This is a genomic window from Streptomyces sp. NRRL B-24484, assembly GCF_000717715.1.
In the GTDB taxonomy this organism is placed as follows: Bacteria; Actinomycetota; Actinomycetes; order Streptomycetales; family Streptomycetaceae; genus Kitasatospora.
On record NZ_JOAI01000001.1, the window covers coordinates 271,757 to 294,298 of the forward strand.

Consider the following 22,542-nt stretch of genomic DNA (forward strand, 5'->3'; position numbering starts at 1 on the left):
GACGGGATCGTCAGAACGGGAAGCGGCTGCGGCCGTGCTGGATGGAGATCCACTTGACGGTGGTGAAGGCCTCCACGGTGGCGTCGCCGTTGAGGCGGCCGACGCCGGAGTTCTTCTCGCCGCCGAAGGGGACGATCGGCTCGTCGGCGATGGTCCCGTCGTTGATGTGGATCATGCCGGTGTCGATCCGCTGCGCGAAGCGGACGCCGCGCTCGATGTCGCCGGTGTGGACGGCGCCGCTGAGGCCGAACGGGGTGTCGTTGGCGATCTCGACGGCCTCGTCGTCGCCGTCGAAGGGCACCACGACGACGACCGGGCCGAAGATCTCACGGCGCAGCACGGGGGCGTCGTGCGGGACACCGGCGAGGACGACCGGGTCCATCAGGGTGCCGACGGTGGCCCCGCGGAGCAGGACCTCCGCACCGCCGGCGACGGCCTCGTCGACCTGGGCGGTGATGGCGTCGGCCTGGGCGGAGTTGATGAGCGGGCCGATGTCGGTGGCCGGGTCCCGGGGGTCGCCGACGGTGAGGGTGCGGATCTTGGCGACGAACTTCGCGGTGAACTCGTCGAGGACGGACCGGTCGACGAGGACGCGGTTGGCGGCCATGCAGACCTGGCCCTGGTGGGCGAAGCGGCTGAACACGGCGGCGTCGACGGCGTAGTCGAGGTCGGCGTCGTCGAGGACGACGAGGGCGCTGTTGCCGCCGAGTTCGAGGACGGTCCGCTTGAAGTGGGAGGCGGCGACGGTGGCGACGTGCCGGCCGACGGAGTCGGAGCCGGTGAAGGCGATGACCTTGGGGACGGGGTGCTCGATGAAGGCGTCGCCGATCTCGGCGATGTCGGTGAGGACGACGTTGAGCAGGCCGGCGGGCAGGCCGGCGTCCTCGAAGAGCTTGGCGATCAGGGTGCCGCCGGTGATCGGGGCGTCCTGGTGGGGCTTGAGGACGACGCCGTTGCCGAGGGCGAGGGCGGGGGCGACGGCCTTGAGGGAGAGGAACAGCGGGAAGTTGAACGGGCTGATGACGCCGACGACGCCGACCGGCAGGCGGTAGAGGCGGTTCTCCTTGCCGTCGACCGGGGAGGGCAGGATCCGGCCCTCGGCGCGCAGCGAGAGCTGCATGCACTCGCGGAGCATGTCCTTGGAGAGGGATATCTCGAAGGCGGCCTTGAGACGGGTGCCGCCGAGCTCGGCGATGATCGTGTCGGTGATCTCCTGCTCGCGGTCCTCGATGAGGCGCAGGGCGCGTTCGAAGACGAGGCGGCGGGTGTAGGGGTTGGTGGCGGCCCAGGTGCGCTGGGCGCGCTGCGCGGCCCGGTACGCCCGGTCGACCTCGTCGGCGGTGGCGACGGTGATGGCGGCGAGCTTCTCGCCGTCGTAGGGGTTGATGTCGACGATGTCCCACGAGCCGCTGCCGGGGCGCCACTGGCCGTCGATGTACTGCTGCGACAGTTCCGTGAAGTGAGACATCCGCTGCCTTTCGGTGAGGTCCGCCCTCGCGACCGGATTTGACGGAACCTCATCCTACTGACCGACGATCAGATGTCCTGGAGAACGGAACGGAGAAGGGCGAGCGAACGCTCGGGCGACAGGCTGGCCTCGCCGAGCCGGCGCAGCGCGGCGGCGTACTCGGCGACCTCGGCCGGCCGGTCCAGGTAGAGGGCGCTGGTGAACTGCTCCAGGTAGACGACGTCGGGCAGTTCGGACTCGGCGAAGCCGAGGACGGAGAACGCGCCGGCCTCGGCGCCGGGCAGGTCGGCGCCGAGCGGCACGACCTGCAGGGTGACCTCGGGGCGGGCGGCGGCCTCGATGAGGTGCTGCAGCTGACCGCGCATCACCTCGGGCCCCCCGCAGGGGCGGCGCAGCGCGGCCTCGTCGACGACGGCGTGCAGGGCGGGGGTTCGGCCGCCGGCGAGCAGTTGCTGGCGGCGCATCCGGACGGCGACCCGGCGGTCGACCTCCTGCGCGGTGGCGTGGTGCCGGCCGAGCAGGACGACGGCGCGGGCGTACTCCTCGGTCTGCAGCAGCCCGGGGACGAACTGGATCTCGTAGCTGGCGATCGAGGCGGCGGCCTCCTCCAGGCCGAGGTAGGTCTGGAACCAGGTCGGGACGACGTCCTCGTAACCGTGCCACCAGGAGACGGCGTTGGCCTCGGCGACCAGGCCGAGCAGGGCGGTGCGCTCCTCGCCGCGGTCGACGCCGTAGAGGGTGAGCAGGTCGGCGACGTCGCGCTCCTTGAAGCCGACCCGGCCGAGCTCCATCCGGCTGATCTTCGACTCGGACGCGCGGATCGAGTAGCCGGCCTCCTCGCGGGTGACGCCGCGTGCCTCGCGCAGCCGCCGCAGCTGGGAGCCCAGCAGCAGCCGGTGCGCGGTCACCCCGCCGCCCGTGTGGAGCATGCTCATCGCGCCGACCTCCGTGTCCGGTGGGGCAGTTGCCCGTCGGGCGCAGTCTGCCACCCGGGTCCGACAGCCGGAAGGGCGCGCCGCGCCGCTCCCAGCCGATTGCCAGGAAAGCCGCCGGGCGGGGGCCGGCACAGGCTGGACAGCAGGCAGCGCCTGCCCCCAACTGGTCGGGGAGTGGGCAGGCGCTGCAACCGCAGGGTCCCGGCGGCTCTGGCGGGTCGCGGTGTTACTGCAGCCGGAGTTGTCTCCGGTAGTGCGGGGTGTCAGACCACCAGGGGGCGGTCCGTCGGGCGGATCGGGGCGGGCAGCGGGGTCTTGCCGCCCAGGAACTTGTCCACCGCGGCTGCGGCGGAGCGGCCCTCGGCGATCGCCCAGACGATGAGCGACTGGCCACGGCCCGCGTCACCGCAAACGTACACGCCCTCGACGTTGGTGGCGAACTTGCCGTCACGGGCGACGTTGCCGCGGGCGTCCAGCTCGACGCCGAGCTGCTCGACCAGGCCGTTCTTGACGTCCGTGCCGGTGAAGCCCATGGCCAGGGTGACGAGCTGGGCCGGGATGGCGCGCTCGCTGCCGGGCACCTGCTCGAACTTGCCGTCCTTGAACTCGACCTCGACGAGGTGGAGCTGCTGGACGTTGCCGTCCTCGTCGCCGCTGAAGTGGGTGGTGGAGACGGAGTAGATCCGCTCGCCGCCCTCCTCGTGCGCGGAGGTGACCTTGTAGGTCATCGGCATGGTCGGCCAGGGCTGGTTGCCGGGGCGCTCCTCGCCGGGGCGGGGCATGATCTCCAGCTGGGTGACCGAGGCCGCGCCCTGGCGGTGGGCGGTGCCGACGCAGTCCGCGCCGGTGTCGCCGCCGCCGATGACGACCACGTGCTTGCCCTTGGCGCTGATCGGGGAGTCGACGTAGTCGCCCTCCTGCACCTTGTTGGCGAGCGGCAGGTACTCCATGGCCTGGTGGATGCCGGCCAGCTCCCGGCCCGGGACGGGCAGGTCGCGGGCGGTGGTGGCGCCGGCCGCGACGACGACCGCGTCGAAGCGCTCGCGCAGCTGCTGGCCGGTGATGTCCTCGCCGACGTGGACGCCGGTGCGGAAGCGGGTGCCCTCCGCGCGCATCTGCTCGATGCGGCGGTTGATGTGCCGCTTCTCCATCTTGAACTCGGGGATGCCGTAGCGCAGCAGGCCGCCGATGCGGTCGGCGCGCTCGTACACGACCACGGTGTGGCCGGCCCGGGTGAGCTGCTGGGCGGCGGCCAGGCCGGCCGGGCCGGAGCCGACGACGGCCACGGTCTTGCCGGAGAGGCGCTCCGGGACCTGCGGGGTGACGCCGCCGCCGTCCCAGGCCTTGTCGATGATGGTGACCTCGACGTTCTTGATGGTCACCGCGTCCTGGTTGATGCCGAGGACGCACGCCGACTCACAGGGCGCCGGGCAGAGGCGGCCGGTGAACTCCGGGAAGTTGTTGGTGGCGTGCAGGCGCTCGATGGCGCCCGTCCAGTCGTCCCGGTAGGCCAGGTCGTTCCACTCGGGGATGAGGTTCCCGAGCGGGCAGCCGTTGTGGCAGAACGGGATGCCGCAGTCCATGCAGCGGCCGGCCTGCTTGGTGATGATCGGCAGGAGGCTGCGCTCGACGTAGACCTCGTTCCAGTCCCGCAGACGGACGTCCACGGGACGGCGCTCGGCCAACTGCTTCGGGGTGGTCAGGAAGCCCTTCGGGTCAGCCATGTGCCGCCTCCATCATCTTGCGAGTGGTCTCGGACTCGGAGAGCCCGTCGCGCTCAGCGGCATCCTTGGCGGCGAGCACAGCCTTGTAGTCGGTGGGCATGATCTTGGAGAAGCGGGAGACGCCGCTGCCCCAGTCGGCGAGGAGCTCGGCGGCCACGGTGGAGCCGGTCTCCTCGTAGTGCTGCTGCACGGTCTCGCGCAGCCAGTCGCGGTCCTTGGCGTCCGGGGCCTCGATGCCGACCATGCCGCCGTTGACGTTGGCCGGGCGGAGGTCCAGGACGAACGCGATGCCGCCGGACATGCCCGCCGCGAGGTTGCGCCCGGTCTCACCGAGGACCACGACCCGGCCGCCGGTCATGTACTCCAGGCCGTGGTCGCCCACGCCCTCCACGACCAGGGTGGCACCGGAGTTGCGGACGGCGAAGCGCTCGCCGGCCTTGCCGCGCAGGTGGACGCGGCCGCCGGTGGCGCCGTAGCCGATGGTGTTGCCGGCGATCACGTGGTTCTGGGCGTCGGCGCCGATGGCCGCGGCGTCGCGGGCCGGGCGGACGACGATGACGCCGCCGGACAGGCCCTTGCCGACGTAGTCGTTGGCGTCGCCCTCCAGCCGCAGGGTGACGCCCTTCGGCACGAAGGCGCCGAACGACTGGCCGGCGGAGCCGGTGAAGGTCACGTCGATGGTGCCCTCGGGCAGGCCCTCGCCGCGGTACTTCCTGGTCACCCGGTTGCCGAGCATGGTGCCGACCGTGCGGTTGACGTTGCGGATCGGCAGCTGGATCCGGACGGCCTCGCCGCGCTCCAGGGCGTCCTCGGCCAGCTCGATGAGCTGGTTGTCGAGGGCCTTGTCGAGCGAGTGGTCCTGCCCGGTGGTGTTGTGCAGGGCCGCGCCCTCGGGCAGCTCGGGCACGTGGAACAGCGGCGCCAGGTCGAGGCCGGCGGCCTTCCAGTGGCCGATCGCGGCCCGGGCGTCGATGTGCTCGGCGTGGCCGACGGCCTCCTCGATCGAGCGGAAGCCCAGCTCGGCGAGGATCTCGCGGACCTCCTCCGCGATGAACTCGAAGAAGTTCACCACGAACTCCGGCTTGCCGGAGAAGCGGTCGCGGAGCACCGGGTTCTGGGTGGCGACGCCGACCGGGCAGGTGTCCAGGTGGCAGACGCGCATCATGATGCAGCCGGAGACCACCAGCGGGGCGGTCGCGAAGCCGAACTCCTCGGCGCCCAGCAGGGCGGCGATGACGACGTCGCGGCCGGTCTTCAGCTGGCCGTCGGTCTGCACGACGATGCGGTCGCGCAGGCCGTTCAGCAGCAGGGTCTGCTGGGTCTCGGCGAGGCCGAGCTCCCAGGGGCCGCCCGCGTGCTTGAGCGAGGTCAGCGGCGAGGCGCCGGTGCCGCCGTCGTGGCCGGAGACCAGCACCACGTCGGCGTGCGCCTTGGAGACGCCCGCGGCGACGGTGCCGACGCCGACCTCGGAGACCAGCTTCACGTGGATGCGGGCCTCGGGGTTGGCGTTCTTGAGGTCGTGGATCAGCTGAGCCAGGTCCTCGATGGAGTAGATGTCGTGGTGCGGCGGCGGGGAGATCAGGCCGACGCCCGGGGTGGAGTGCCGGGTGCTGGCGACCCACGGGTAGACCTTGTGGCCGGGCAGCTGGCCGCCCTCGCCGGGCTTGGCGCCCTGGGCCATCTTGATCTGGATGTCGTCCGCGTTGACCAGGTACTCGCTGGTGACGCCGAACCGGCCGGAGGCGACCTGCTTGATCGCGGAGCGGCGCTCCGGGTCGTACAGGCGGTCCGGGTCCTCGCCGCCCTCACCGGTGTTGGACTTGCCGCCGAGGCGGTTCATCGCGATGGCGAGGGTCTCGTGCGCCTCGCGCGAGATGGAGCCGTACGACATGGCGCCGGTGGAGAAGCGCTTGACGATCTCGGAGACCGGCTCGACCTCGTCGATCGAGATCGGGGTGCGGTCCTTGGCGTCCAGCTGGAACAGGCCGCGCAGCGTCATCAGGCGCTCGGACTGCTCGTTCACCCGGGAGGTGTACTGCTTGAAGATGTCGTACCGCTTGTTGCGGGTGGAGTGCTGCAGGCGGAAGACGGTGTCCGGGTCGAACAGGTGCGGCTCGCCCTCGCGGCGCCACTGGTACTCGCCGCCGATCTCCAGCGCGCGGTGCGCGGCCGGGATGCCGGAGGCTGGGTACGCCTTGGCGTGCCGGGCGGCGGTCTCCTTGGCGATCTCGTCCAGGCCGATGCCGCCGAGCTTGGTGGTGGTGCCGGCGAAGTAGCCGTCCACCAGCCCCTGCGAGAGGCCGATCGCCTCGAAGACCTGGGCGCCGCGGTACGAGGCCACGGTGGAGATGCCCATCTTCGACATGACCTTCAGCACGCCCTTGCCGAGCGCCTTGATCAGGTTCTTGATGGCCTTCTCGGGCTCGACGCCCTGGATGAAGACGCCCTGCGCGACCAGGTCCTCGACGGACTCCATCGCCAGGTACGGGTTGACCGCGCCGGCGCCGTAGCCGACCAGCAGCGCGACGTGGTGCACCTCGCGGACGTCGCCGGCCTCGACGACCAGGGACACCTGGGTCCGCTGCTTGGTGCGGATCAGGTGGTGGTGGATCGCGGAGGTGAGCAGCAGCGACGGGATCGGCGCGTGCTCGGCGTCCGAGTGGCGGTCGGAGAGGACGACGATGCGGGCGCCGTCGGCGATCGCGGCGTCGGCCTCGGCGGCGATCTCGGCCAGGCGGGTGGCGAGGCCGGCGCCGCCGGTCGACACCTTGTAGAGGCCGGACAGCGTGACGGCCTTCAGGCCGGGCTGGTCGCCGTCGGCGTTGATGTGGATGAGCTTGGCCAGCTCGTCGTTGTCGATCACCGGGAAGGTGATGCCGACGGAGCGGCAGTGCGAGGGCTGCGCGTCGAGCAGGTTGCCCTCGGGGCCGAGGTTGCTCAGCAGCGAGGTGACGAGCTCCTCGCGGATGGCGTCCAGCGGCGGGTTGGTGACCTGCGCGAAGAGCTGCACGAAGTAGTCGAACAGCAGGCGCGGCTTCTCGGAGAGCGCGGCGATCGGCGAGTCGGTGCCCATCGAGCCGAGCGCCTCGCCACCGGTCTTGGCCATCGGCGCCAGGATGACGCGCAGCTCCTCCTCGGTGTAGCCGAAGGTCTGCTGACGGCGGGTCACCGAGGCGTGGGTGTGGGCGATGTGCTCGCGCTCGGGGAGCTTGGCGAGCTGGATCTGCCCGGCGGCGACCCACTCCTCGTAGGGGTGCTCCCCGGCGAGGGCGGACTTGATCTCCTCGTCCTCGACGATGCGGCCCTCGGCCGTGTCGACCAGGAACATCTTGCCGGGCTGCAGGCGGCCCTTCTTGACGACCCGCTCCTGCTCGATGTCGAGCACGCCGACCTCGGAGGAGAGGACGACCAGGCCGTCCTCGGTGATCCAGTAGCGGGCGGGACGCAGGCCGTTGCGGTCGAGGACCGCGCCGACCTGGGTGCCGTCGGTGAAGGTGACGCAGGCCGGGCCGTCCCAGGGCTCCATCAGGTTGGAGTGGTACTGGTAGAAGGCGCGGCGGGCCGGCTCCATGGTGGCGTGGTTCTCCCACGCCTCCGGGATCATCATCAGCACGGCGTGCGGCAGCGAACGGCCGCCGAGGTGGAGCAGCTCCAGGACCTCGTCGAAGGAGGCCGAGTCGGAGTGGTCCGGGGTGCAGATCGGGAAGATCCGCTCAAGGCCCCGGCCGTTGGCGTCCGCGGGGATGAGGTCGGTGGCGAGCTGGGACTCGCGGGCGGTCATCCAGTTCCGGTTGCCCTTGACCGTGTTGATCTCGCCGTTGTGCGCGACGAAGCGGTACGGGTGGGCGAGCGGCCAGCTCGGGAAGGTGTTGGTCGAGAACCGCGAGTGCACCAGGCCGACGGCGGAGGCGTAGAGCCGGTCCGACAGGTCGGGGAAGAAGGGCTCCAGCTGGCCGGTGGTCAGCATGCCCTTGTAGACGATGGTCCGGGCGGACAGCGACGGGAAGTAGACGCCGGCCTCGCGCTCGGAGCGCTTGCGGACGACGAAGGCGATCCGGTCGAGCTCGATGCCGGTCTTCTCGCCGTGCGACACGAAGAGCTGGCGGAAGCGCGGCATGACCGAGCGGGCGGTGGCGCCGAGCAGGTCCGGGGTGACCGGGACGTCGCGCCAGCCGAGGACGGTCAGGCCCTCCTCGGCGGCGACGGCCTCGACGGCCGCGACCGCGGCGGCGTCGGCGGCGTCCTCGTCGGGCAGGAAGGCGATGCCCACCGCGTAGGAGCCGGCGGCCGGCAGCTCGAAGGAGACCTTGGAGCGCAGGAAGGCGTCCGGGACCTGCGTCAGGATGCCCGCGCCGTCACCGGAGTCCGGCTCGGCGCCGGTGGCGCCGCGGTGCTCCAGGTTGCGCAGGACGGTCAGCGCCTGGTCGACGACAGTGTGGTCGGCGATGCCGGTCAGCGTGGCGACGAAGCCGACGCCGCAGGCGTCGTGCTCGTTTCGCGGGTCGTACAGGCCCTGAGCAGCAGGTCGCGCATCCGGAACGAGCGCGTACGGGCGGCTGGCCTGCGCGGGCTCGTTGGCGGAGTGCATGGATGCAGACAGCATCGGCTCTCCCGTCGTCGTCTTGTGGCTTGGGAGCACACCGTCCGGCCGGGGAGCCGGAGGGGCTTGGTGCATTAAGGGACGACGTTGGCCCTCTGCGATTTTTCGTGCAGGTTACATGATGCCGGAGATCTTGCGAAGTGGAACGAAGCGTCCACATGGCGGACATAACCCGCAGGTCAGCGGTGGTTACCGATCAGTAGGACCGGCCCGGCGCAGCGCGCAACGGTGCGCGTGTTTCCACCAGTGTGCCCAACGGTCGCGCGGGTGAAACAGAGTCGAAACGCCCTGTCCATGCGCGCATGGACAGGGCTCCTGCGATTCCATCCCGTACGACCGACCGTCGGGATGGAATCGAGGGCCGGAAGCCGCCGCGGAGAGCGTAGAACAGGCACGGACCACGGGCCCATGTGTGGAACGTCACGCACCCCTCGGCATATCCATGCGGTGCGCTGTGGCATCGCACGAGGTCAGCCGAGCTGTCCGCCGATCAGCCGGCCGAGCAGGAAGGTCAGCCCGGCGGCCGCACCGCCCAGCGCCAGCTGCCGCAGGCCGCTGAACCACCAGCTGCGCGCGGTCACCCGGGCGACCACGGCACCGCACAGGAACAGGCCCGCCGCCGAGGCGATCAGGGCCGGCCAGAGCGCGGCTGCACCCAGCAGGTACGGCAGCAGCGGCAGCAGGGCGCCCAGTGCGAAGCAGGCGAACGAGGAGACGGCGGCGACCAGCGGCGAGGGCAGGTCGTCCGGGTCGACGCCCAGCTCCTCGCGGGCGTGCACGGCGAGGGTCTGCTCGGGGTCGCGGGACAGCTGCCGGGCCACCTCGTGCGCCAGCTCCGGCTCGACGCCCTTGGCCACGTACAGCTGGGCGAGTTCGGCGAGCTCGCCGTGCGGGTTGCGGCGCAGCTCGATCCGCTCGGCCTCGATCTCCGCCTCCACCAGCTCCCGTTGGGAGGCGACCGAGGTGTACTCCCCCGCCGCCATCGAGAAGGCACCGGCGGCGAGGCCGGCCAGACCGGTGAGGATGACGGCGCTGCGGCCGGCGTCGCCGCCGACCACGCCGCTCACCAGCGCGAGGTTGGAGACCAGGCCGTCCATCGCGCCGAAGACGGCGGGCCGCAGCCAGCCGCCGTTCACGTCCCGGTGGTGTCCCTCCTCCGGGATGCGCGGCTTCGGCTCGTCGGTGGCGGTCGGGTGCGTGGCGGTGCTCATGGGTCGGGCCCCCCTGTCGGACGTCCCCCCTGCGCAGCCTGGCACGGCGCCGTCGCCGTGGGCCTGGGCAGGGTTGCCCGCAGGGCTCTACGGGTTCGAACGTAGCCCGTTGACCTGCGACTTTCCAGCAAAGTAAGGCTGTCCGAACATGCCGGCGGCCGCCCTCCACACGGGGTGGCGGGCGGCCGTCGGGCGGGCTTTCGACCAGGTCAGACGGGCTGTTCCGGGGTGGCATCGACCGGCGCGGCGGTGCGCTCGGCGCCGCGGGCGCCGTCCGAGGACTGGGACGGGCCCTCCTCCGCGGCCTCGGCGCGGGCCGCCGGGTCGATGGACTCCGGTGCCTCCCGGCCGGGGCGCAGCCGGGCGGAGACCACCAGGTAGGCCACGGCGGCGACGAAGACGACGATCGAGGTCCAGTCGTTGAGGCGCAGGCCCAGGATGTGGTGCGCCTCGTCGATGCGCAGGTACTCGATCCAGAACCGGCCGACGGTGTACGCGGCGACGTACAGGGCGAAGGCCCGGCCGTGGCCGAGGGTGAAGCGGCGGTCGGCCCAGATCACCAGCAGGGCCACGCCGACGCACCAGAGCGACTCGTACAGGAAGGTGGGGTGGAATACGCCCTCGATCACGGTGCCGTCGGGCTCGACCTTGTGGATCTCAAGGCCCCAGGGCAGCGTGGTCGGCTTGCCGTACAGCTCCTGGTTGAACCAGTTGCCCCAGCGGCCGCAGGCCTGGGCGAGGGCGATGCCGGGCGCGATGGCGTCCGCGTAGGCGGGCAGCGGGACTCCGCGGCGGCGGCAGCCGATCCACGCGCCGACCGCGCCGAGCGCGATCGCCCCCCAGATGCCGAGGCCGCCCTCCCAGATCTTGAAGGCGTTCCACGGGTTCTTGCCGTCGCCGAAGTACAGCTGGTGATCGGTGATCACGTGGTACAGGCGGCCGCCGACCAGGCCGAAGGGCACGGCCCAGACGGCGATGTCGCCGACCGTGTGCTTGGCACCGCCCCGGGCGACCCAGCGCTTGCTGCCGAGCCAGACCGCGACGACGACGCCGATGATGATGCAGAACGCGTAGGCGCGCAGCGGGACCGGCCCCAGGTAGAGGACGCCCCGCGACGGGCTCGGGATGTATGCGAGATCCATGGCAGGGTCGACGCTACCGTGTCCCGGCCGCCGGATCGGCACCGGCGCGGGTCACAGCTTCCGAACGGTCACGGGGCGGCCGGGACGGCCGGTCGCTCAGGGGGTGGCCGCGGCGCTCGGGGCCTGGGCGCCGGGCGAACCGGTGGTGCCGGGCTTCTTGCCCTGGTTGGCCTCGTCGACCCACTTCACGAGGTTCTCCGGGGAGATCTGCTCGTCGCCCTTCTTCGGGTAGATCGGGGTGCCGTTCAGCGTCAGGGTCGGCGTGGACTTGAAGCCGGACTTGTCGAAGTCCTGCTGGACGGCGGAGACCCAGTCGCCGTAGGTGTTGTCGTTGACGCAGGCCCGGAAGGCCGGGGTGTCCAGGCCCGGGACCTGCTTGGCGAGGTCGATCAGGGCCTCCTTGTCGCCGTAGGTGTCGGAGGTCTCCGGCGGCTGGTTCTTGTAGAGGACGTCGTGGTACGCGCGGAACTTGCCCGCGTCCTGCGCGCAGGCGAGGGCGTTGGCGCCGTACTTGGAGCCCTTGCCGCCGAGCGAGCGGTCGATGAACGACACGATGTGGTAGTTCACGGAGAGCTTGCCCGCGTCCTCCAGCTCGTTGACGGTCTGGTTGAAGGCCTGCTCGAAGCTGCCGCAGGCGGGGCAGCGCGGGTCCTCGTAGACGGTGAGGACGGAGGGGGCGTCGGCGGCGCCGGAGGGGATGACGAGGTTCTTGTCGCCGATGGTGCCGGTGGGCGCGGCGGTCGGCGTCTCCGGCGTGGAGCGCTCGTTCTGCACGATCACGCCGGTGACCACGGCGGCGGCGATCACCGCGACCGCGACGCCGGCGACGATCAGCTGCTTCTTGCGGCGGCCACGGGCCTCGTCGGCGGCCCGCTGCTGCAGCATCCGCTCGCGGGCCGTGCGCTTTCCTTCTCGGTTCTTGTCGCTCATGGGTGCTGTTTCCAAGGCCGTGTCCGGGTCGTCGGAGGGATGCGGGGTGTCCGCGGGTCGGGTGCGGTGGCGCGGGGCGGTCAGGCGGCGAGCCAGGAGTCGACGGAGAACTTCGTCCTCGGCCGGAAGACCAGCCAGAGGGCGAGCAGGAGGAAGCCGGTGTCGCGGAGGATCTCCTGGAAGTACTCCGTCTTGGAGGCGTCGACCGCGCCGCCGCCGCCGAAGCAGCCGCAGTCGATGGAGATGCCGCGGGCCCAGGCCGAGGCGATGCCCGCGATGAAGGTGAGCAGCAGCAGGGCGGAGACCGCGGCGACCAGCCGCGTGCCGAGGCCGATCAGCAGCAGCACGGCGAGCGCCAGCTCCAGGAAAGGCAGGCCGTAGCCGACCGGCTTGACCAGCGACTCGGGCAGGATCTCGTAGGCGCGGACGGCCTGGGCGGCCTCGGCCGGGTCGGAGATCTTGGCGAGCCCGGCCCAGCCCCAGACCACGGCCAGGCCGAGCCGGACGGCGAGGCCGATCCATTCGGCGGCCGGCCCGGAGAGCACCCGGCGGAGCCCTCCGTCGGCGTGCGGCCGGATCGTCTGCGGACTTGCCATGGCTCTCCCCCTGGGCATGTGCGGCTCGGTGCGGCGGGCCGCGGCGGGCGGCCCCTGACGGATGAACCGTAGAGGAAGAGGTACGTTTCCTCCGCATTGACGAATTACGCCGAAAGAGTGATATTTTCGCTGCCCATGTCCGGCTTGTTCTAACGGGTCTGACGATCCGTCCGGCCGCAGCGGCCCCCCGGCGTGTCGGGGGCGGCGGCCGGGCGCCCGGGCGGAGCGGCCGCGGGGCCGCCGAGCTCGGCGAGGGCCGCCGCGGCCGCGGTGCAGGCCCGGGCGTCCCGGTCCGCCTGTTCGGCACCGCGTCTGGCCAGCGCCTGTCCGGCCGAGGCCTGCACCCCGAGGGCCGCGCCCAGGGCGAGGGCGGCGGCCGCCGCGCGGATCAGGACGGCACGGTGCAGGAACGGCACGGGCGGGCCTCTCGACGGTCTGGGCGGTTGCGGGGTGCACGAACCACGGAGTGCGGACGGCACCGTCAACCCGTCCCTCCGCTCAACGCGGGTCAATCGCGCCCGATGCGCCGAGCGCCCACTCTCCACTCGTCCGGGTGAACCGGAAGCCCGACCGGAGCACTCCGGGAGGCGCCGGGAACGTCGACGGCCCGCCGCCTCGGGCGAGGCGGCGGGCCGTCGGTCGTACGACGGGCGGGGCCTACCGGCGGCGGACCCCGGCCGCGAGGTCGGCGGCGAGCGCCCGCACGGCGTCCAGCGCCGCGGCGGTGTCGCCCTCGGCGTCCAGGATGCGCTGGACGAAGGCCGAGCCGACGATCACGCCGTCCGCGAAGCCCGCGACCTCGGCCGCCTGGTCGGCGGTGGAGACGCCGAGGCCGACGCAGACCGGCAGGTCGGTGGCGGCCCGGGTGCGGGCGACCAGGTCCTCGGCGAGGTTGCCGACCTGGGCCCGGGTGCCGGTGACGCCCATGACCGCGGCGGCGTAGACGAAGCCGGAGCCGGCCGCGGTGACCTCGGCGAGGCGGGCGTCCTTGCTGCTGGGGGCGACCACGAACACGGTGTCCAGACCGTGCTCGCCCGCCGCCTTGCGCCACTCCTCGGACTCCTCGACCGGCAGGTCGGGCAGGATGCAGCCGGCACCGCCGGCCGCCGCCAGGTCGGCGGCGAACCGGGCGACGCCGTAGCGGTCGACCGGGTTCCAGTAGGTCATGACCAGGACGGCCGCCTCCGGGTGGGCGGCGGCGACCTCGGCGACGGTGTGCAGCACGTCCTTGATCCGGACGCCGCCGCGCAGCGCGATGTCGTCGGCGGTCTGGATGGTCGGGCCGTCCAGCACCGGGTCGGAGTGCGGCAGGCCGATCTCGACGACGTCGCAGCCGCCCTCGATCAGGGCGCCGACCGCGGCGATGCCGCCGTCGACGGTCGGGAAGCCGGCCGGCAGGTAGCCGATCAGGGCGGCGCGGCCCTCCGCCTTCGCGGCGGCGAGGACGCTGCTGAGCTTGGATGCCATGGTCAGTTGCCCTCGCCGCTCTCGGTGGTCGCCTGGTCGTAGAGGCCGAAGTACTCGGCCGCGGTGTGCATGTCCTTGTCGCCCCGGCCGGAGAGGCTGACGAGGATCGTCGCCTCCGGGCCGAGCTCGCGGCCGAGCTCCAGGGCGCCGGCCAGCGCGTGGGCGCTCTCGATGGCCGGGATGATGCCCTCGGTGCGGGACAGCAGGCGCAGCGCCTGCATGGCGGCGTCGTCGGTGACCGGGCGGTACTCGGCGCGGCCGGTGTCCTTGAGCCAGGCGTGCTCGGGGCCGACGCCGGGGTAGTCCAGGCCGGCCGAGATGGAGTGCGACTCGATGGTCTGGCCGTCCTCGTCCTGCAGGACGTAGGTGCGCGAGCCGTGCAGCACGCCGGGGTCGCCCTTGGTGAGGGTGGCGGCGTGGCGCGGGGTGTCGGCGCCCTCGCCGGCGGCCTCGCAGCCGATCAGGCGGACGCCGGCGTCCGGGATGAACTCGTGGAAGATGCCCATCGCGTTGGAGCCGCCGCCGACGCAGGCGACGACCGCGTCGGGCAGCCGGCCGGTGCGCTCCAGGACCTGCTCGCGGGCCTCGACGCCGATCACCCGGTGGAAGTCGCGGACCATCATCGGGAAGGGGTGCGGGCCGGCGACGGTGCCGAACAGGTAGTGGGTGGAGTCGACGTTGGCGACCCAGTCGCGGAACGCCTCGTTGATGGCGTCCTTGAGGGTGCGGCTGCCGGACTTCACGGCGACGACCTCGGCGCCGAGCATCCGCATCCGGGCGACGTTCAGCGCCTGGCGCTGCGTGTCGACCTCGCCCATGTAGATGGTGCAGTCGAAGCCGAACAGCGCGCAGGCGGTGGCGGTGGCCACGCCGTGCTGGCCGGCGCCGGTCTCGGCGATGATCCGGGTCTTGCCCATCCGCCGGGTGAGCAGGGCCTGGCCCAGCACGTTGTTGATCTTGTGCGAGCCGGTGTGGTTGAGGTCCTCGCGCTTGAGCAGGATGCGCGCGCCGCCGGCCTCGGCGGAGAACCGCCGGACGTCGGTCAGCGGGCTGGGCCGGCCGGTGTAGTCCTTGAGCAGCGCGTCGAGCTCGGCGGTGAAGGCCGGGTCGGTCTTGGCCTTCTCGTACTCCTCGGCGACCTGTTCCACGGCGGCGACCAGCGCCTCCGGGATGAAACGGCCGCCGTAGGCGCCGAAGTAGCCGCGCGCGTCCGGGACGTGGGCGCCCGGCAGGTAGTCCTTCTCGGACATGGTGAAGCGTCCTTCTGGGTCGATGGGATGACAGGAGGGACGGCCGGTCAGCGGCCGTGCGTCCTGCGCCATCGACGGCCCGGCACCTGCCCGGGCTCGCAGCCGATCACGTAGCGCACCCGCCGCCCCAGCACCCGGCGTGCGGGCGCGCGGCAGCCGCGGGGGCGGCAGCCGGGGGCGAGGCGGGAGGCGAGTTTCACGGCAGCGGTCAGCCCTTGTGGCGCAGGGCCGGGTGGGCACCGGCGGCGACCAGGTCGGCCACCGCGGCCTTCGGGTCCCGGCCGGTCACCAGGGACTCGCCGACCAGCACCGCGTCGGCGCCGAGGTTGGCGTACTGGATGACGTCGAGCGGGCCGCGGACACCGGACTCGGCGACCTTGACGATCCCGGCCGGGATCGCGTCGACCACGTTGCCGAAGGTGTTGCGGTCCACCTCGAGGGTCTTGAGGTTGCGGGCGTTCACACCGATGATCTTCGCTCCGGCGTCCACCGCGCGGGCGATCTCCTCCTCGTCGTGCACCTCGACCAGCGGGGTGAGCCCGATCGACTCGGCCCGCTCGACGAGCGAGACCAGGGCCGGCTGGTCCAGGGCCGCGACGATCAGCAGGGCGAGGTCGGCGCCGTGCGCGCGGGCCTCCCACAGCTGGTACGCGGTGACGATGAAGTCCTTGCGGAGCACCGGGGTGTCGACCGCTGCACGGACCGCGTCGAGGTCCGCGAGGGAGCCGCCGAAGCGGCGCTGCTCGGTCAGCACGCTGATCGCGGCGGCGCCGCCGGCCGCGTAGTCCAGCGCCAGGGCGGCGGGATCGGCGATCGCCGCCAGTGCGCCCTTGGAGGGGCTGGAGCGCTTGACCTCGCAGATCACCCGGACGCCGTCGCCGCGCAGCGCGGCCACGCCGTCCTTGGCCACCGGTGCCTTGGCGGCGAGCTCCTTGAGCTCGTCCAGGGACACCTGGGCCTGTCGCTCGGCGAGGTCCTCACGGACCCCGTCGATGATCTCGTCGAGCACACTCACGCGAGCGCCCCCATGTCGTCTTATGGCTGGGTGCCGGGAGGTGCGGAGGACTCCGGACCCGCCCGGCCTGGCTGTGCGGTCAAAAACCTCGGGGGCGTTTCGCACGAACCGGTGAGGATGGTGTGCAGACGCGCCCCCGTTGGCCCTTCGATGGTATCGGGCGCGGGGGGCGCAAGGCGCATCCGCCCGGCGCGCGTCTCGCGGAGCGGACCACCCGGTGGTGCGCCGGCGGCGCCGGGTGGCGGGCGCACCGGACGGTCGCGGCACGACCGGAGGGGCAGGTCAGACCAGTGGCGGTGCCAGTCCGGCGCCCGCGGGCAGGTTGCGCAGCACGGTGAAGACCACCAGCGCCACGGCCAGCAGCACCGTCTGCGGGAGGGTGACGGCGAACCGCGGCGGCGGGCCGCCGGTGAGGGCGGCCCACAGCCAGCGGAGCCAGAACACCGCGGCCACCACGGCCAGCACCATGACCAGCAGGTTGTCGTGGCCGGCCGCGTTCAGGTCGCCGTGGGTCAGCGCGTGCACGCAGCGCAGGCCGCCGCAGCCCGGGCAGAACCAGCCGGTGGCCTGCAGCACCGGGCAGGTCGGGTAGTGGCCCGGCGCGTTGGGGTCGACCGCGGCGACGTACGCGGTGGGCAGCCCGACGGCCACCAGCGCCGCCAGCGGGCGGGCCAGCCGGCGGCCGAGCGGGGCGGGGAGGACGGGAGCGTTCACGCCGCCGATTGTCCTCCCCCGTCCGCCCGCTCCGGCGCAGGGCCGCGCGGCGGCCGTGGCGCGGCGGACGTGCGCGCGCCCCCGGTCACGGTGGGTGACCGGGGGCGCGGCGCTGCGGCGCAGGTGGGGCGCAGGTGTCAGGCGGCGCTGACGGGGGTGCGCTCCTCGACGGCCGGGGCGGCCGCGGGGGCGAAGTTGGTGCTGGGCTGCCTGCCCATGCCGGCCATCGACATCGCCTTGCCGACCACGCCGGCGGCCACCACGATCACCAGGCCGACCACGACGAGCAGCACGTTGGGGATGATCATGGCGACGCCGCTGACCGTGAAACCGATGAAAGCGATGGTCACGCCGGTCCAGGCGGCGGGAGTGTGGCCGTGCGCTGCTGCCGACATCTGCTGGTGCTCCTTGTTCTCCGGATCCCGGCCGGGCACCTCGGGGCGCTCGACGGGTTGACCCTTCCATTGTGCCGGGCCCTCACGCCCGTCCCCAAGGCGGGCCCCGGGTCAGTCGGTGGGATCTTCGCCACGGTCGAGGGCCTTCCACAGCTCCGCGGACCGGTCGGTGGGCCGCGGCCTGGCGGCCGCCTTCGCGGTCGGGGCCTCGTAGCGGGCGCCCATCGCCGGCCAGCTGCGGCCGGAGCGGACGGTCAGCATCCCGGCCAGCGCCAGCAGCACGCCGCCCACGGCGGCCACCCAGGGCCAGAGGGTCCGGCTGATCTGCCCGGCCTGGGCACCGGCCAGCGCGAGGCGTCCGGCGGCCTCCGCGTCCAGCCCCGCGGTGTCGGTGGCGCCGATCACCGCGCCGACGACCACACCGAGGCCGGCCACCGCGGCGAGCGCGCCGACCGCCGTGCGGGCGGCGCCGCGCACGGCGAAGACCGCGACGGCCGCGGCCAGGCCGGCCAGCGCGAGGCCGGTGGGCAGACCGGTCAGCTCGGAGCCGGTGACGCTGACCGCCAGCCGGCCGCCGGCCGTCCCGGCGACCACGCCCTCGGCCCAGGTCCGGCCGACGGAGGTCAGGACGAGCAGGGCGCCGACGGCGGTCAGCAGCAGCATCAGGGCGAGCGAGCGGCGGTCGGTCTTCGGTGCGGGAGAACTCACCCGACCAGTGTCGCCGACGGCCGGCGCGGGCCGGACGGCCGGGTCCCGGTACGGGGCGCGGGGTGCACCACCAGGGGGCATCACGGCTTGCCCGGTCATCGTCATGATGTCCGTCCCCGGACTGCGCAGTTCCCCGCGCCCCCACCCCGCGCCCCTGGGGGTGCGCCGTGAAGACACTCCCTACGCCGGTTCGCGGGGGAAGCCGCCGGTGGCGACGACCAGCGTCAGCCCCGGCAGCTGCACGGGCAGGTCCTCGCCGAACGGGATCCGCTCGGCGAGGTGGTAGGCGCCCGCGGGCCGGGGCTCCGAGTGCACGGTGCAGACGCCCTCGGCCGGGTCGACCACCACGCACACCGGAACGCCGTGCCCGGCGTACCGGCGCAGCCGCTCGGCGAAGCCGCCGTGCGGGCCGGCGGCGGGGACGACCTCCAGCACCGCTTCGAGGTCCGGCCACGCCCAGTGGCCGCGGCCGTCCGGCCGGGCGCCCTCGCCGACCACCACCAGGTCGGGGGCGCGGCCCGGGCGGGCGCCGGACGGGTCGAGCACCGCGTCGGGGACGGCGGCGCCGCGGCCCGCCAGCTGGTCCTCGATCTGGCGGGCGGCGTCGAGGACGATGGCCCGCCGGGCCGCACCGCGGGGGGTCACGACGGCCGTCCCGGCCGAGCTGCGGCCGCGGCGGGCCGGGGCGTGACGGCGGCGGGCGCGGTCGTGGCGGTCGTGGCGGTGGCGGTCATGGCGGCGGCCCTCCCTCCGCGGGATCGACTACCTCACGATACCGGCGGGCGCAGCGTGTTGGCCGTGGCCACGGCGCGCAGCACGGCGGCCGCCTTGTTGCGGCACTCGGTGTCCTCGGAGTGCGGGTCGGAGTCCGCGACGACGCCGGCGCCCGCCTGCACGTAGGCGGTGCCGTCGCGGAGCACGGCGGTGCGGATGGCGATCGCGGTGTCCGAGTCCCCGGCGAAGTCCAGGTAGCCGACGCATCCGCCGTACAGTCCGCGGCGGGTGGGCTCCAGCTCCTCGATGATCTGCATGGCGCGCGGCTTGGGGGCGCCGGAGAGGGTGCCGGCGGGGAAGCAGGCGGTGAGCACGTCGAAGGCCGTCCGTCCCTCGGCGACCCGGCCGGTGACCGTGGAGACGATGTGCATGACGTGGCTGTAGCGCTCGACCGACATGAAGTCGACGACCTCGACGCTGCCCGGCTCGCAGACCCGGCCGAGGTCGTTGCGGCCGAGGTCGACCAGCATCAGGTGCTCGGCGCGCTCCTTGGGGTCGGCGAGCAGTTCGGCGGCGAGTTCGGCGTCCTCGTGCGGGGTGGCGCCGCGGTGCCGGGTGCCGGCGATCGGGTGCAGCATCGCCTCGCCCTCGCTCACCTTGACCAACGCCTCCGGGCTGGAGCCGACGACGTCGAAGCCGCCCTCCGCGGTGCCGTCCGGCCCGGGGAAGCGGAAGAGGTACATGTAGGGGCTGGGGTTGGTGGTGCGCAGCACCCGGTACACGTCGAGCGCGGAGGCCGGGCAGGGCGCCTCGAAGCGCTGCGAGGGCACCACCTGGAAGGCCTCGCCGGCCCGGATCCGCTCCTTGATCGTCTCGACGGCGGCCCGGTACGGCGCGCCGCCGAACGGCGAGTGCGCCTCGGCGGCGGTCGGGGTGAAGGTGGCCAGGCCCGGGTCGACCGGCTTCAGCAGGTCGGCCTCCATGGCGTCGAGGCGGGCCACGGCGTCCGCGTACGCCTCGTCGACACCGCTCGCCAGGTCGTTGTGGTTGACCGCGTTCGCGATCAGCAGCACGGCGCCGTCGACGTGGTCGAGGACGGCGAGGTCGGTGGCGAGCAGCAGCGTCAGCTCGGGGAGCCTCAGGTCGTCGGGGGTGAGGTTCGGCAGCTTCTCCAGCCGGCGGACGACGTCGTAGCCGAGGTAGCCGACCATGCCGCCGGTGAGCGGCGGCAGGCCGTCGTCGGTGTGCCGCGGGGTGTGCAGGGCGGCGAGGGCGGCGCGCAGCACCTCCAGCGGGTCGCCGGTGGTGGGGATGCCGACCGGCGGGGTGCCGTGCCAGCGGGCGTTGCCGTCCGGGTCGGCGGTGAGGGTGGCGGCGCTGCGGACGCCGACGAAGGAGTACCGGGACCAGCTCCGGCCCTGCTCGGCGGACTCCAGCAGGAAGGTGCCGGGGCGCTCGCCGGCGAGACTGCGGTACAGCCCGATCGGGGTGAGGCCGTCCGCGAGGAGCCTGCGGGTGACGGGGATGACCCGGGTGTCGGCGGCGAGCTTGCGGAAGACCTCGATATCCATGGAGCGGGCACCGTTCGGAGGAGGAAGGGCGGGCGGGCTGCTGGCTGGTCGTGCGGGTGCCGGCGTGCGGCTGCCGGCCTGGCGGGCACCGGGCGGCTCGGGGCCGGTGGAGCGCCGCGGGGCCGGGGGAAGGCTAGCGGGCGACGGGCAGGACGTCCGCGTCGAAGCAGGTGCGGTCACCGGTGTGGCAGGCGGCGCCGGTCTGGTCGACCTTCACCAGCAGGGTGTCGCCGTCGCAGTCCAGCGCGACGGAGACGACCCGCTGGACGTGGCCGGAGGTGTCGCCCTTCACCCAGTACTCGTTGCGGCTGCGGCTCCAGTAGGTGCAGCGGCCGGTGGTCAGGGTGCGGTGCAGCGCCTCGTCGTCCATCCAACCGAGCATCAGCACCTCGCCGGTGTCGTGCTGCTGCGCGATGGCGGGGAGCAGGCCGTCGGCGGTCCGCTTGAGGCGGGCGGCGACGGCCGCGTCCAGGGCGGTGCTGCCGGGGGCTGCGGGAGTGGTGGACATGCGGACCATTCTCGCAGCTCCCGTCGGGCCCGGTGATCGCTGTTCGGGGAGTGGTCACCTGCCGTCCGCCCCGGGGCGTCCGGCTCGCGGGCGGTCAGCCGGCGCCGGGGCTCTCGCAGCCATCCGGCCAGACCACCCGGACGTCCAGGCCCGCCCGGCGGGCCCGGGCCACCACCCGGGCCGGCTCGCTGCCGGAACCGCCGTCCCAGACCGCGATCAGCTCGTCCACCATGCCCACCAGGGCCGGGCCGGTCTCCTCGCCCGGTCCGCCCGCCTCGGCCGCGGCCAGCCGGTGCACGGCGTTCGCCGAGTTCAGCAGCCGGCGGCGGGTGTCGCGGCAGCCCTCGCCCGCGAAGGCGCCGGCCCTGGCCTCCGCGGCGGACAGCAGCACCTCGATCCGCCCGCCGTGGTCGAGGACGGACTGCGCGAACCAGGTGTCCGGCCCGGGCCGCAGCCGGCCGACGCCGACCAGGTCGTGGGCGCCGTGCGCGGTGACGAGGTGCCAGAGTTCGCCCCGGACGAGCATCTCGGTCAGGTCCGAGAGGCGTTCGTGCCCGATGATTCCGACTCGCATGAGAAGTTGACCCCTAGTACGGGTCGTGCCGCCCCCAGCGTACCCACCGCTGCCGGGGCGGCCGCGACCGATGCCGGAGCAACAGCAGACGGGCCGACACGGGCCGGGAACGAGGACGGGATGATCGTGGCCTTCTCCGTCACGCCGCTGGGCATGGGCGAGGACGTCGGCGAAGCGGTGGCAGCGGCCGTGAAGGTGGTCCGCGACAGCGGGCTGCCCAATCGGACGGACGCGATGTTCACCAGTATCGAGGGCGGGTGGGACGAGGTGATGCCGGTGGTGCGGGCGGCGATCGAGGCGGTGAAGGCCTACAGCAGCCGGGTCAGCACCGTGATCAAGATCGACGACCGGGCCGGGGTGAGCGGCGGCCTGACCGCCAAGGTCGAGACCGTGGAGCGGTACCTCGCGGCGATGGAGGACCGCGGCGGCGAGTAGCGGTGATCCGCTGACGGCCGGCCCGGCGGCGGGCCAGAATGGGCGGGGAGCCTAGGGGGGTCGGGGTGGAGCAGGGGCGCAGGCGGGCGGCCGTGGCGGTGGCCGCCGCAGTGGTGCTGGCGGTCGTGCTGGCCGTGGTGCTGTGGCCGGACGGCCGCCACCGGGCGGCCCTTCCCCCGCCGGCCCCGAGCAGCTCCCCGCCCGGCCCGTCGCCGAGCCCGACGAAGAACCTGCCGTACCCCTGGTTCACGCCCGGGACGTGCTTCGACCACCCGCAGCTCAGCGAGGTGATCACCCGCGCCGAGGAGCGGCCCTGCGGGCAGCCGCACGACGGCGAGGCGATCGCGGACGTCCTGCTCCCCGAGGGGCTGACCAGCGACGTGCAGATCGGGCGGGCGATGCGGGAGCTGTGCGCGGCACCGCTCGCCGAACGGCAGCAGCGGCAGGGCGGCGGCGGGCCGTACTACGGCTTCCCTCTGGGGCCGTACCTGCAGTACTACGAGCAGGGCATGCGGGACGCGACCTGCACCATGACCACCAGCAACCGCCAGCACGGCCCCAAACTGACGGGCCGTCTGCGGTAGG

22 protein-coding genes are annotated in these 22,542 nt (G+C 73.2%); 2 read left to right on the forward strand and 20 right to left on the reverse strand.

Features of this window, described 5'->3' with window-relative positions:
* Window positions 1–10: 10 nt before the first annotated feature.
* The 20 genes from IE98_RS0101205 to IE98_RS0101295 form a co-directional block, all read right to left on the reverse strand.
* Window positions 11–1,468, reverse strand: a complete 1,458-nt coding sequence (locus IE98_RS0101205; protein WP_030262550.1) for an aldehyde dehydrogenase family protein — start codon at window positions 1,466–1,468, stop codon at window positions 11–13.
* A 68-nt stretch (window positions 1,469–1,536) separates the two neighbouring features.
* Window positions 1,537–2,403: a helix-turn-helix domain-containing protein gene (locus tag IE98_RS0101210; RefSeq protein WP_030262552.1), complete on the reverse strand. Its 867-nt coding sequence runs from the start codon at window positions 2,401–2,403 to the stop codon at window positions 1,537–1,539.
* Between the two features lie 263 nt (window positions 2,404–2,666).
* Complete coding sequence (locus IE98_RS0101215; protein WP_030262556.1) at window positions 2,667–4,127, reverse strand: glutamate synthase subunit beta; 1,461 nt, start codon at window positions 4,125–4,127, stop codon at window positions 2,667–2,669.
* Window positions 4,120–8,715, reverse strand: coding sequence for a glutamate synthase large subunit (gene gltB / locus IE98_RS0101220; RefSeq protein ID WP_030262559.1), 4,596 nt, complete (start codon window positions 8,713–8,715; stop codon window positions 4,120–4,122). The genes IE98_RS0101215 and gltB overlap by 8 nt, the downstream gene beginning before the upstream one ends.
* Window positions 8,716–9,197: 482 nt before the next feature.
* A complete protein-coding gene (locus IE98_RS0101225) occupies window positions 9,198–9,938 on the reverse strand; it encodes a VIT1/CCC1 transporter family protein (protein WP_030262564.1) in 741 nt (246 codons plus the stop codon).
* Between the two features lie 209 nt (window positions 9,939–10,147).
* Window positions 10,148–11,080 (reverse strand): prolipoprotein diacylglyceryl transferase, encoded by a 933-nt coding sequence (gene lgt / locus IE98_RS0101230; RefSeq protein ID WP_052389978.1) that lies wholly within the window; start codon window positions 11,078–11,080, stop codon window positions 10,148–10,150.
* 96 nt (window positions 11,081–11,176) lie between these two features.
* Window positions 11,177–12,010, reverse strand: a complete 834-nt coding sequence (locus tag IE98_RS0101235) for a DsbA family protein (protein ID WP_030262570.1) — start codon at window positions 12,008–12,010, stop codon at window positions 11,177–11,179.
* 80 nt (window positions 12,011–12,090) lie between these two features.
* Entirely contained in the window at window positions 12,091–12,606 is a 516-nt protein-coding gene (locus IE98_RS0101240) for a MauE/DoxX family redox-associated membrane protein (RefSeq protein ID WP_078660697.1), read from the reverse strand.
* Between the two features lie 149 nt (window positions 12,607–12,755).
* The gene (locus tag IE98_RS0101245; RefSeq protein WP_030262577.1) at window positions 12,756–13,022 is read right to left on the reverse strand and encodes a hypothetical protein; all 267 of its coding nucleotides are present in this window, start codon (window positions 13,020–13,022) and stop codon (window positions 12,756–12,758) included.
* Window positions 13,023–13,263: 241 nt separating this feature from the next.
* Window positions 13,264–14,073: a tryptophan synthase subunit alpha gene (gene trpA, locus IE98_RS0101250; protein ID WP_030262579.1), complete on the reverse strand. Its 810-nt coding sequence runs from the start codon at window positions 14,071–14,073 to the stop codon at window positions 13,264–13,266.
* A 2-nt stretch (window positions 14,074–14,075) separates the two neighbouring features.
* Window positions 14,076–15,323 carry a tryptophan synthase subunit beta gene (gene trpB / locus IE98_RS0101255; RefSeq protein WP_030262582.1) on the reverse strand — a complete coding sequence of 416 codons (1,248 nt, stop codon included), beginning with the start codon at window positions 15,321–15,323 and terminating at the stop codon, window positions 14,076–14,078.
* 47 nt (window positions 15,324–15,370) lie between these two features.
* Complete coding sequence (trpM, locus tag IE98_RS52455) at window positions 15,371–15,523, reverse strand: tryptophan biosynthesis modulator TrpM (RefSeq protein WP_420706148.1); 153 nt, start codon at window positions 15,521–15,523, stop codon at window positions 15,371–15,373.
* A gap of 8 nt (window positions 15,524–15,531) precedes the next feature.
* The gene (gene trpC, locus IE98_RS0101260; protein ID WP_030262585.1) at window positions 15,532–16,338 is read right to left on the reverse strand and encodes an indole-3-glycerol phosphate synthase TrpC; all 807 of its coding nucleotides are present in this window, start codon (window positions 16,336–16,338) and stop codon (window positions 15,532–15,534) included.
* 282 nt (window positions 16,339–16,620) lie between these two features.
* On the reverse strand, window positions 16,621–17,052 hold the full coding sequence (locus IE98_RS0101265) for a DUF2752 domain-containing protein (protein ID WP_030262587.1): 432 nt from the start codon (window positions 17,050–17,052) through the stop codon (window positions 16,621–16,623).
* A 137-nt stretch (window positions 17,053–17,189) separates the two neighbouring features.
* Window positions 17,190–17,447: an HGxxPAAW family protein gene (locus tag IE98_RS0101270; RefSeq protein WP_043173247.1), complete on the reverse strand. Its 258-nt coding sequence runs from the start codon at window positions 17,445–17,447 to the stop codon at window positions 17,190–17,192.
* 111 nt (window positions 17,448–17,558) lie between these two features.
* Window positions 17,559–18,155, reverse strand: a complete 597-nt coding sequence (locus tag IE98_RS0101275; RefSeq protein WP_030262592.1) for a TIGR02234 family membrane protein — start codon at window positions 18,153–18,155, stop codon at window positions 17,559–17,561.
* Between the two features lie 180 nt (window positions 18,156–18,335).
* Window positions 18,336–18,914, reverse strand: coding sequence for a Uma2 family endonuclease (locus tag IE98_RS44140; protein ID WP_078660698.1), 579 nt, complete (start codon window positions 18,912–18,914; stop codon window positions 18,336–18,338).
* A gap of 8 nt (window positions 18,915–18,922) precedes the next feature.
* Complete coding sequence (locus IE98_RS0101285) at window positions 18,923–20,440, reverse strand: anthranilate synthase component I (protein ID WP_030262598.1); 1,518 nt, start codon at window positions 20,438–20,440, stop codon at window positions 18,923–18,925.
* A gap of 133 nt (window positions 20,441–20,573) precedes the next feature.
* Window positions 20,574–20,948: a phosphoribosyl-AMP cyclohydrolase gene (gene hisI / locus IE98_RS0101290; protein ID WP_030262602.1), complete on the reverse strand. Its 375-nt coding sequence runs from the start codon at window positions 20,946–20,948 to the stop codon at window positions 20,574–20,576.
* Between the two features lie 94 nt (window positions 20,949–21,042).
* Window positions 21,043–21,522 carry a hypothetical protein gene (locus tag IE98_RS0101295; RefSeq protein WP_030262605.1) on the reverse strand — a complete coding sequence of 160 codons (480 nt, stop codon included), beginning with the start codon at window positions 21,520–21,522 and terminating at the stop codon, window positions 21,043–21,045.
* Between the two features lie 120 nt (window positions 21,523–21,642).
* On the opposite strand from IE98_RS0101295, the gene IE98_RS0101300 reads away from it, so the two are divergent.
* Both IE98_RS0101300 and IE98_RS0101305 read left to right on the forward strand, forming a co-directional pair.
* Complete coding sequence (locus IE98_RS0101300) at window positions 21,643–21,957, forward strand: MTH1187 family thiamine-binding protein (RefSeq protein ID WP_030262608.1); 315 nt, start codon at window positions 21,643–21,645, stop codon at window positions 21,955–21,957.
* Between the two features lie 65 nt (window positions 21,958–22,022).
* Window positions 22,023–22,541: a hypothetical protein gene (locus IE98_RS0101305; protein WP_159400798.1), complete on the forward strand. Its 519-nt coding sequence runs from the start codon at window positions 22,023–22,025 to the stop codon at window positions 22,539–22,541.
* The last annotated feature ends 1 nt before the right edge of the window (window position 22,542 follow it).

Bases quoted from the DNA above. Each gene is read 5' to 3' on its own strand.
- IE98_RS0101240 (WP_078660697.1), bottom strand. From the start codon at position 12,606: ATGGCAAGTCCGCAGACGATCCGGCCGCACGCCGACGGAGGGCTCCGC.
- IE98_RS0101270 (WP_043173247.1), bottom strand. From the start codon at position 17,447: ATGTCGGCAGCAGCGCACGGCCACACTCCCGCCGCCTGGACCGGCGTG.
- IE98_RS0101295 (WP_030262605.1), bottom strand. From the start codon at position 21,522: ATGCGAGTCGGAATCATCGGGCACGAACGCCTCTCGGACCTGACCGAG.
- IE98_RS0101215 (WP_030262556.1), bottom strand. From the start codon at position 4,127: ATGGCTGACCCGAAGGGCTTCCTGACCACCCCGAAGCAGTTGGCCGAG.
- hisI (WP_030262602.1), bottom strand. From the start codon at position 20,948: ATGTCCACCACTCCCGCAGCCCCCGGCAGCACCGCCCTGGACGCGGCC.
- IE98_RS0101225 (WP_030262564.1), bottom strand. From the start codon at position 9,938: ATGAGCACCGCCACGCACCCGACCGCCACCGACGAGCCGAAGCCGCGC.
- gltB (WP_030262559.1), bottom strand. From the start codon at position 8,715: ATGCACTCCGCCAACGAGCCCGCGCAGGCCAGCCGCCCGTACGCGCTC.
- trpB (WP_030262582.1), bottom strand. From the start codon at position 15,323: ATGTCCGAGAAGGACTACCTGCCGGGCGCCCACGTCCCGGACGCGCGC.
- IE98_RS0101300 (WP_030262608.1), top strand. From the start codon at position 21,643: ATGATCGTGGCCTTCTCCGTCACGCCGCTGGGCATGGGCGAGGACGTC.
- IE98_RS0101210 (WP_030262552.1), bottom strand. From the start codon at position 2,403: ATGAGCATGCTCCACACGGGCGGCGGGGTGACCGCGCACCGGCTGCTG.
- trpA (WP_030262579.1), bottom strand. From the start codon at position 14,073: ATGGCATCCAAGCTCAGCAGCGTCCTCGCCGCCGCGAAGGCGGAGGGC.
- IE98_RS0101235 (WP_030262570.1), bottom strand. From the start codon at position 12,010: ATGAGCGACAAGAACCGAGAAGGAAAGCGCACGGCCCGCGAGCGGATG.
- IE98_RS0101205 (WP_030262550.1), bottom strand. From the start codon at position 1,468: ATGTCTCACTTCACGGAACTGTCGCAGCAGTACATCGACGGCCAGTGG.
- IE98_RS0101285 (WP_030262598.1), bottom strand. From the start codon at position 20,440: ATGGATATCGAGGTCTTCCGCAAGCTCGCCGCCGACACCCGGGTCATC.
- lgt (WP_052389978.1), bottom strand. From the start codon at position 11,080: ATGGATCTCGCATACATCCCGAGCCCGTCGCGGGGCGTCCTCTACCTG.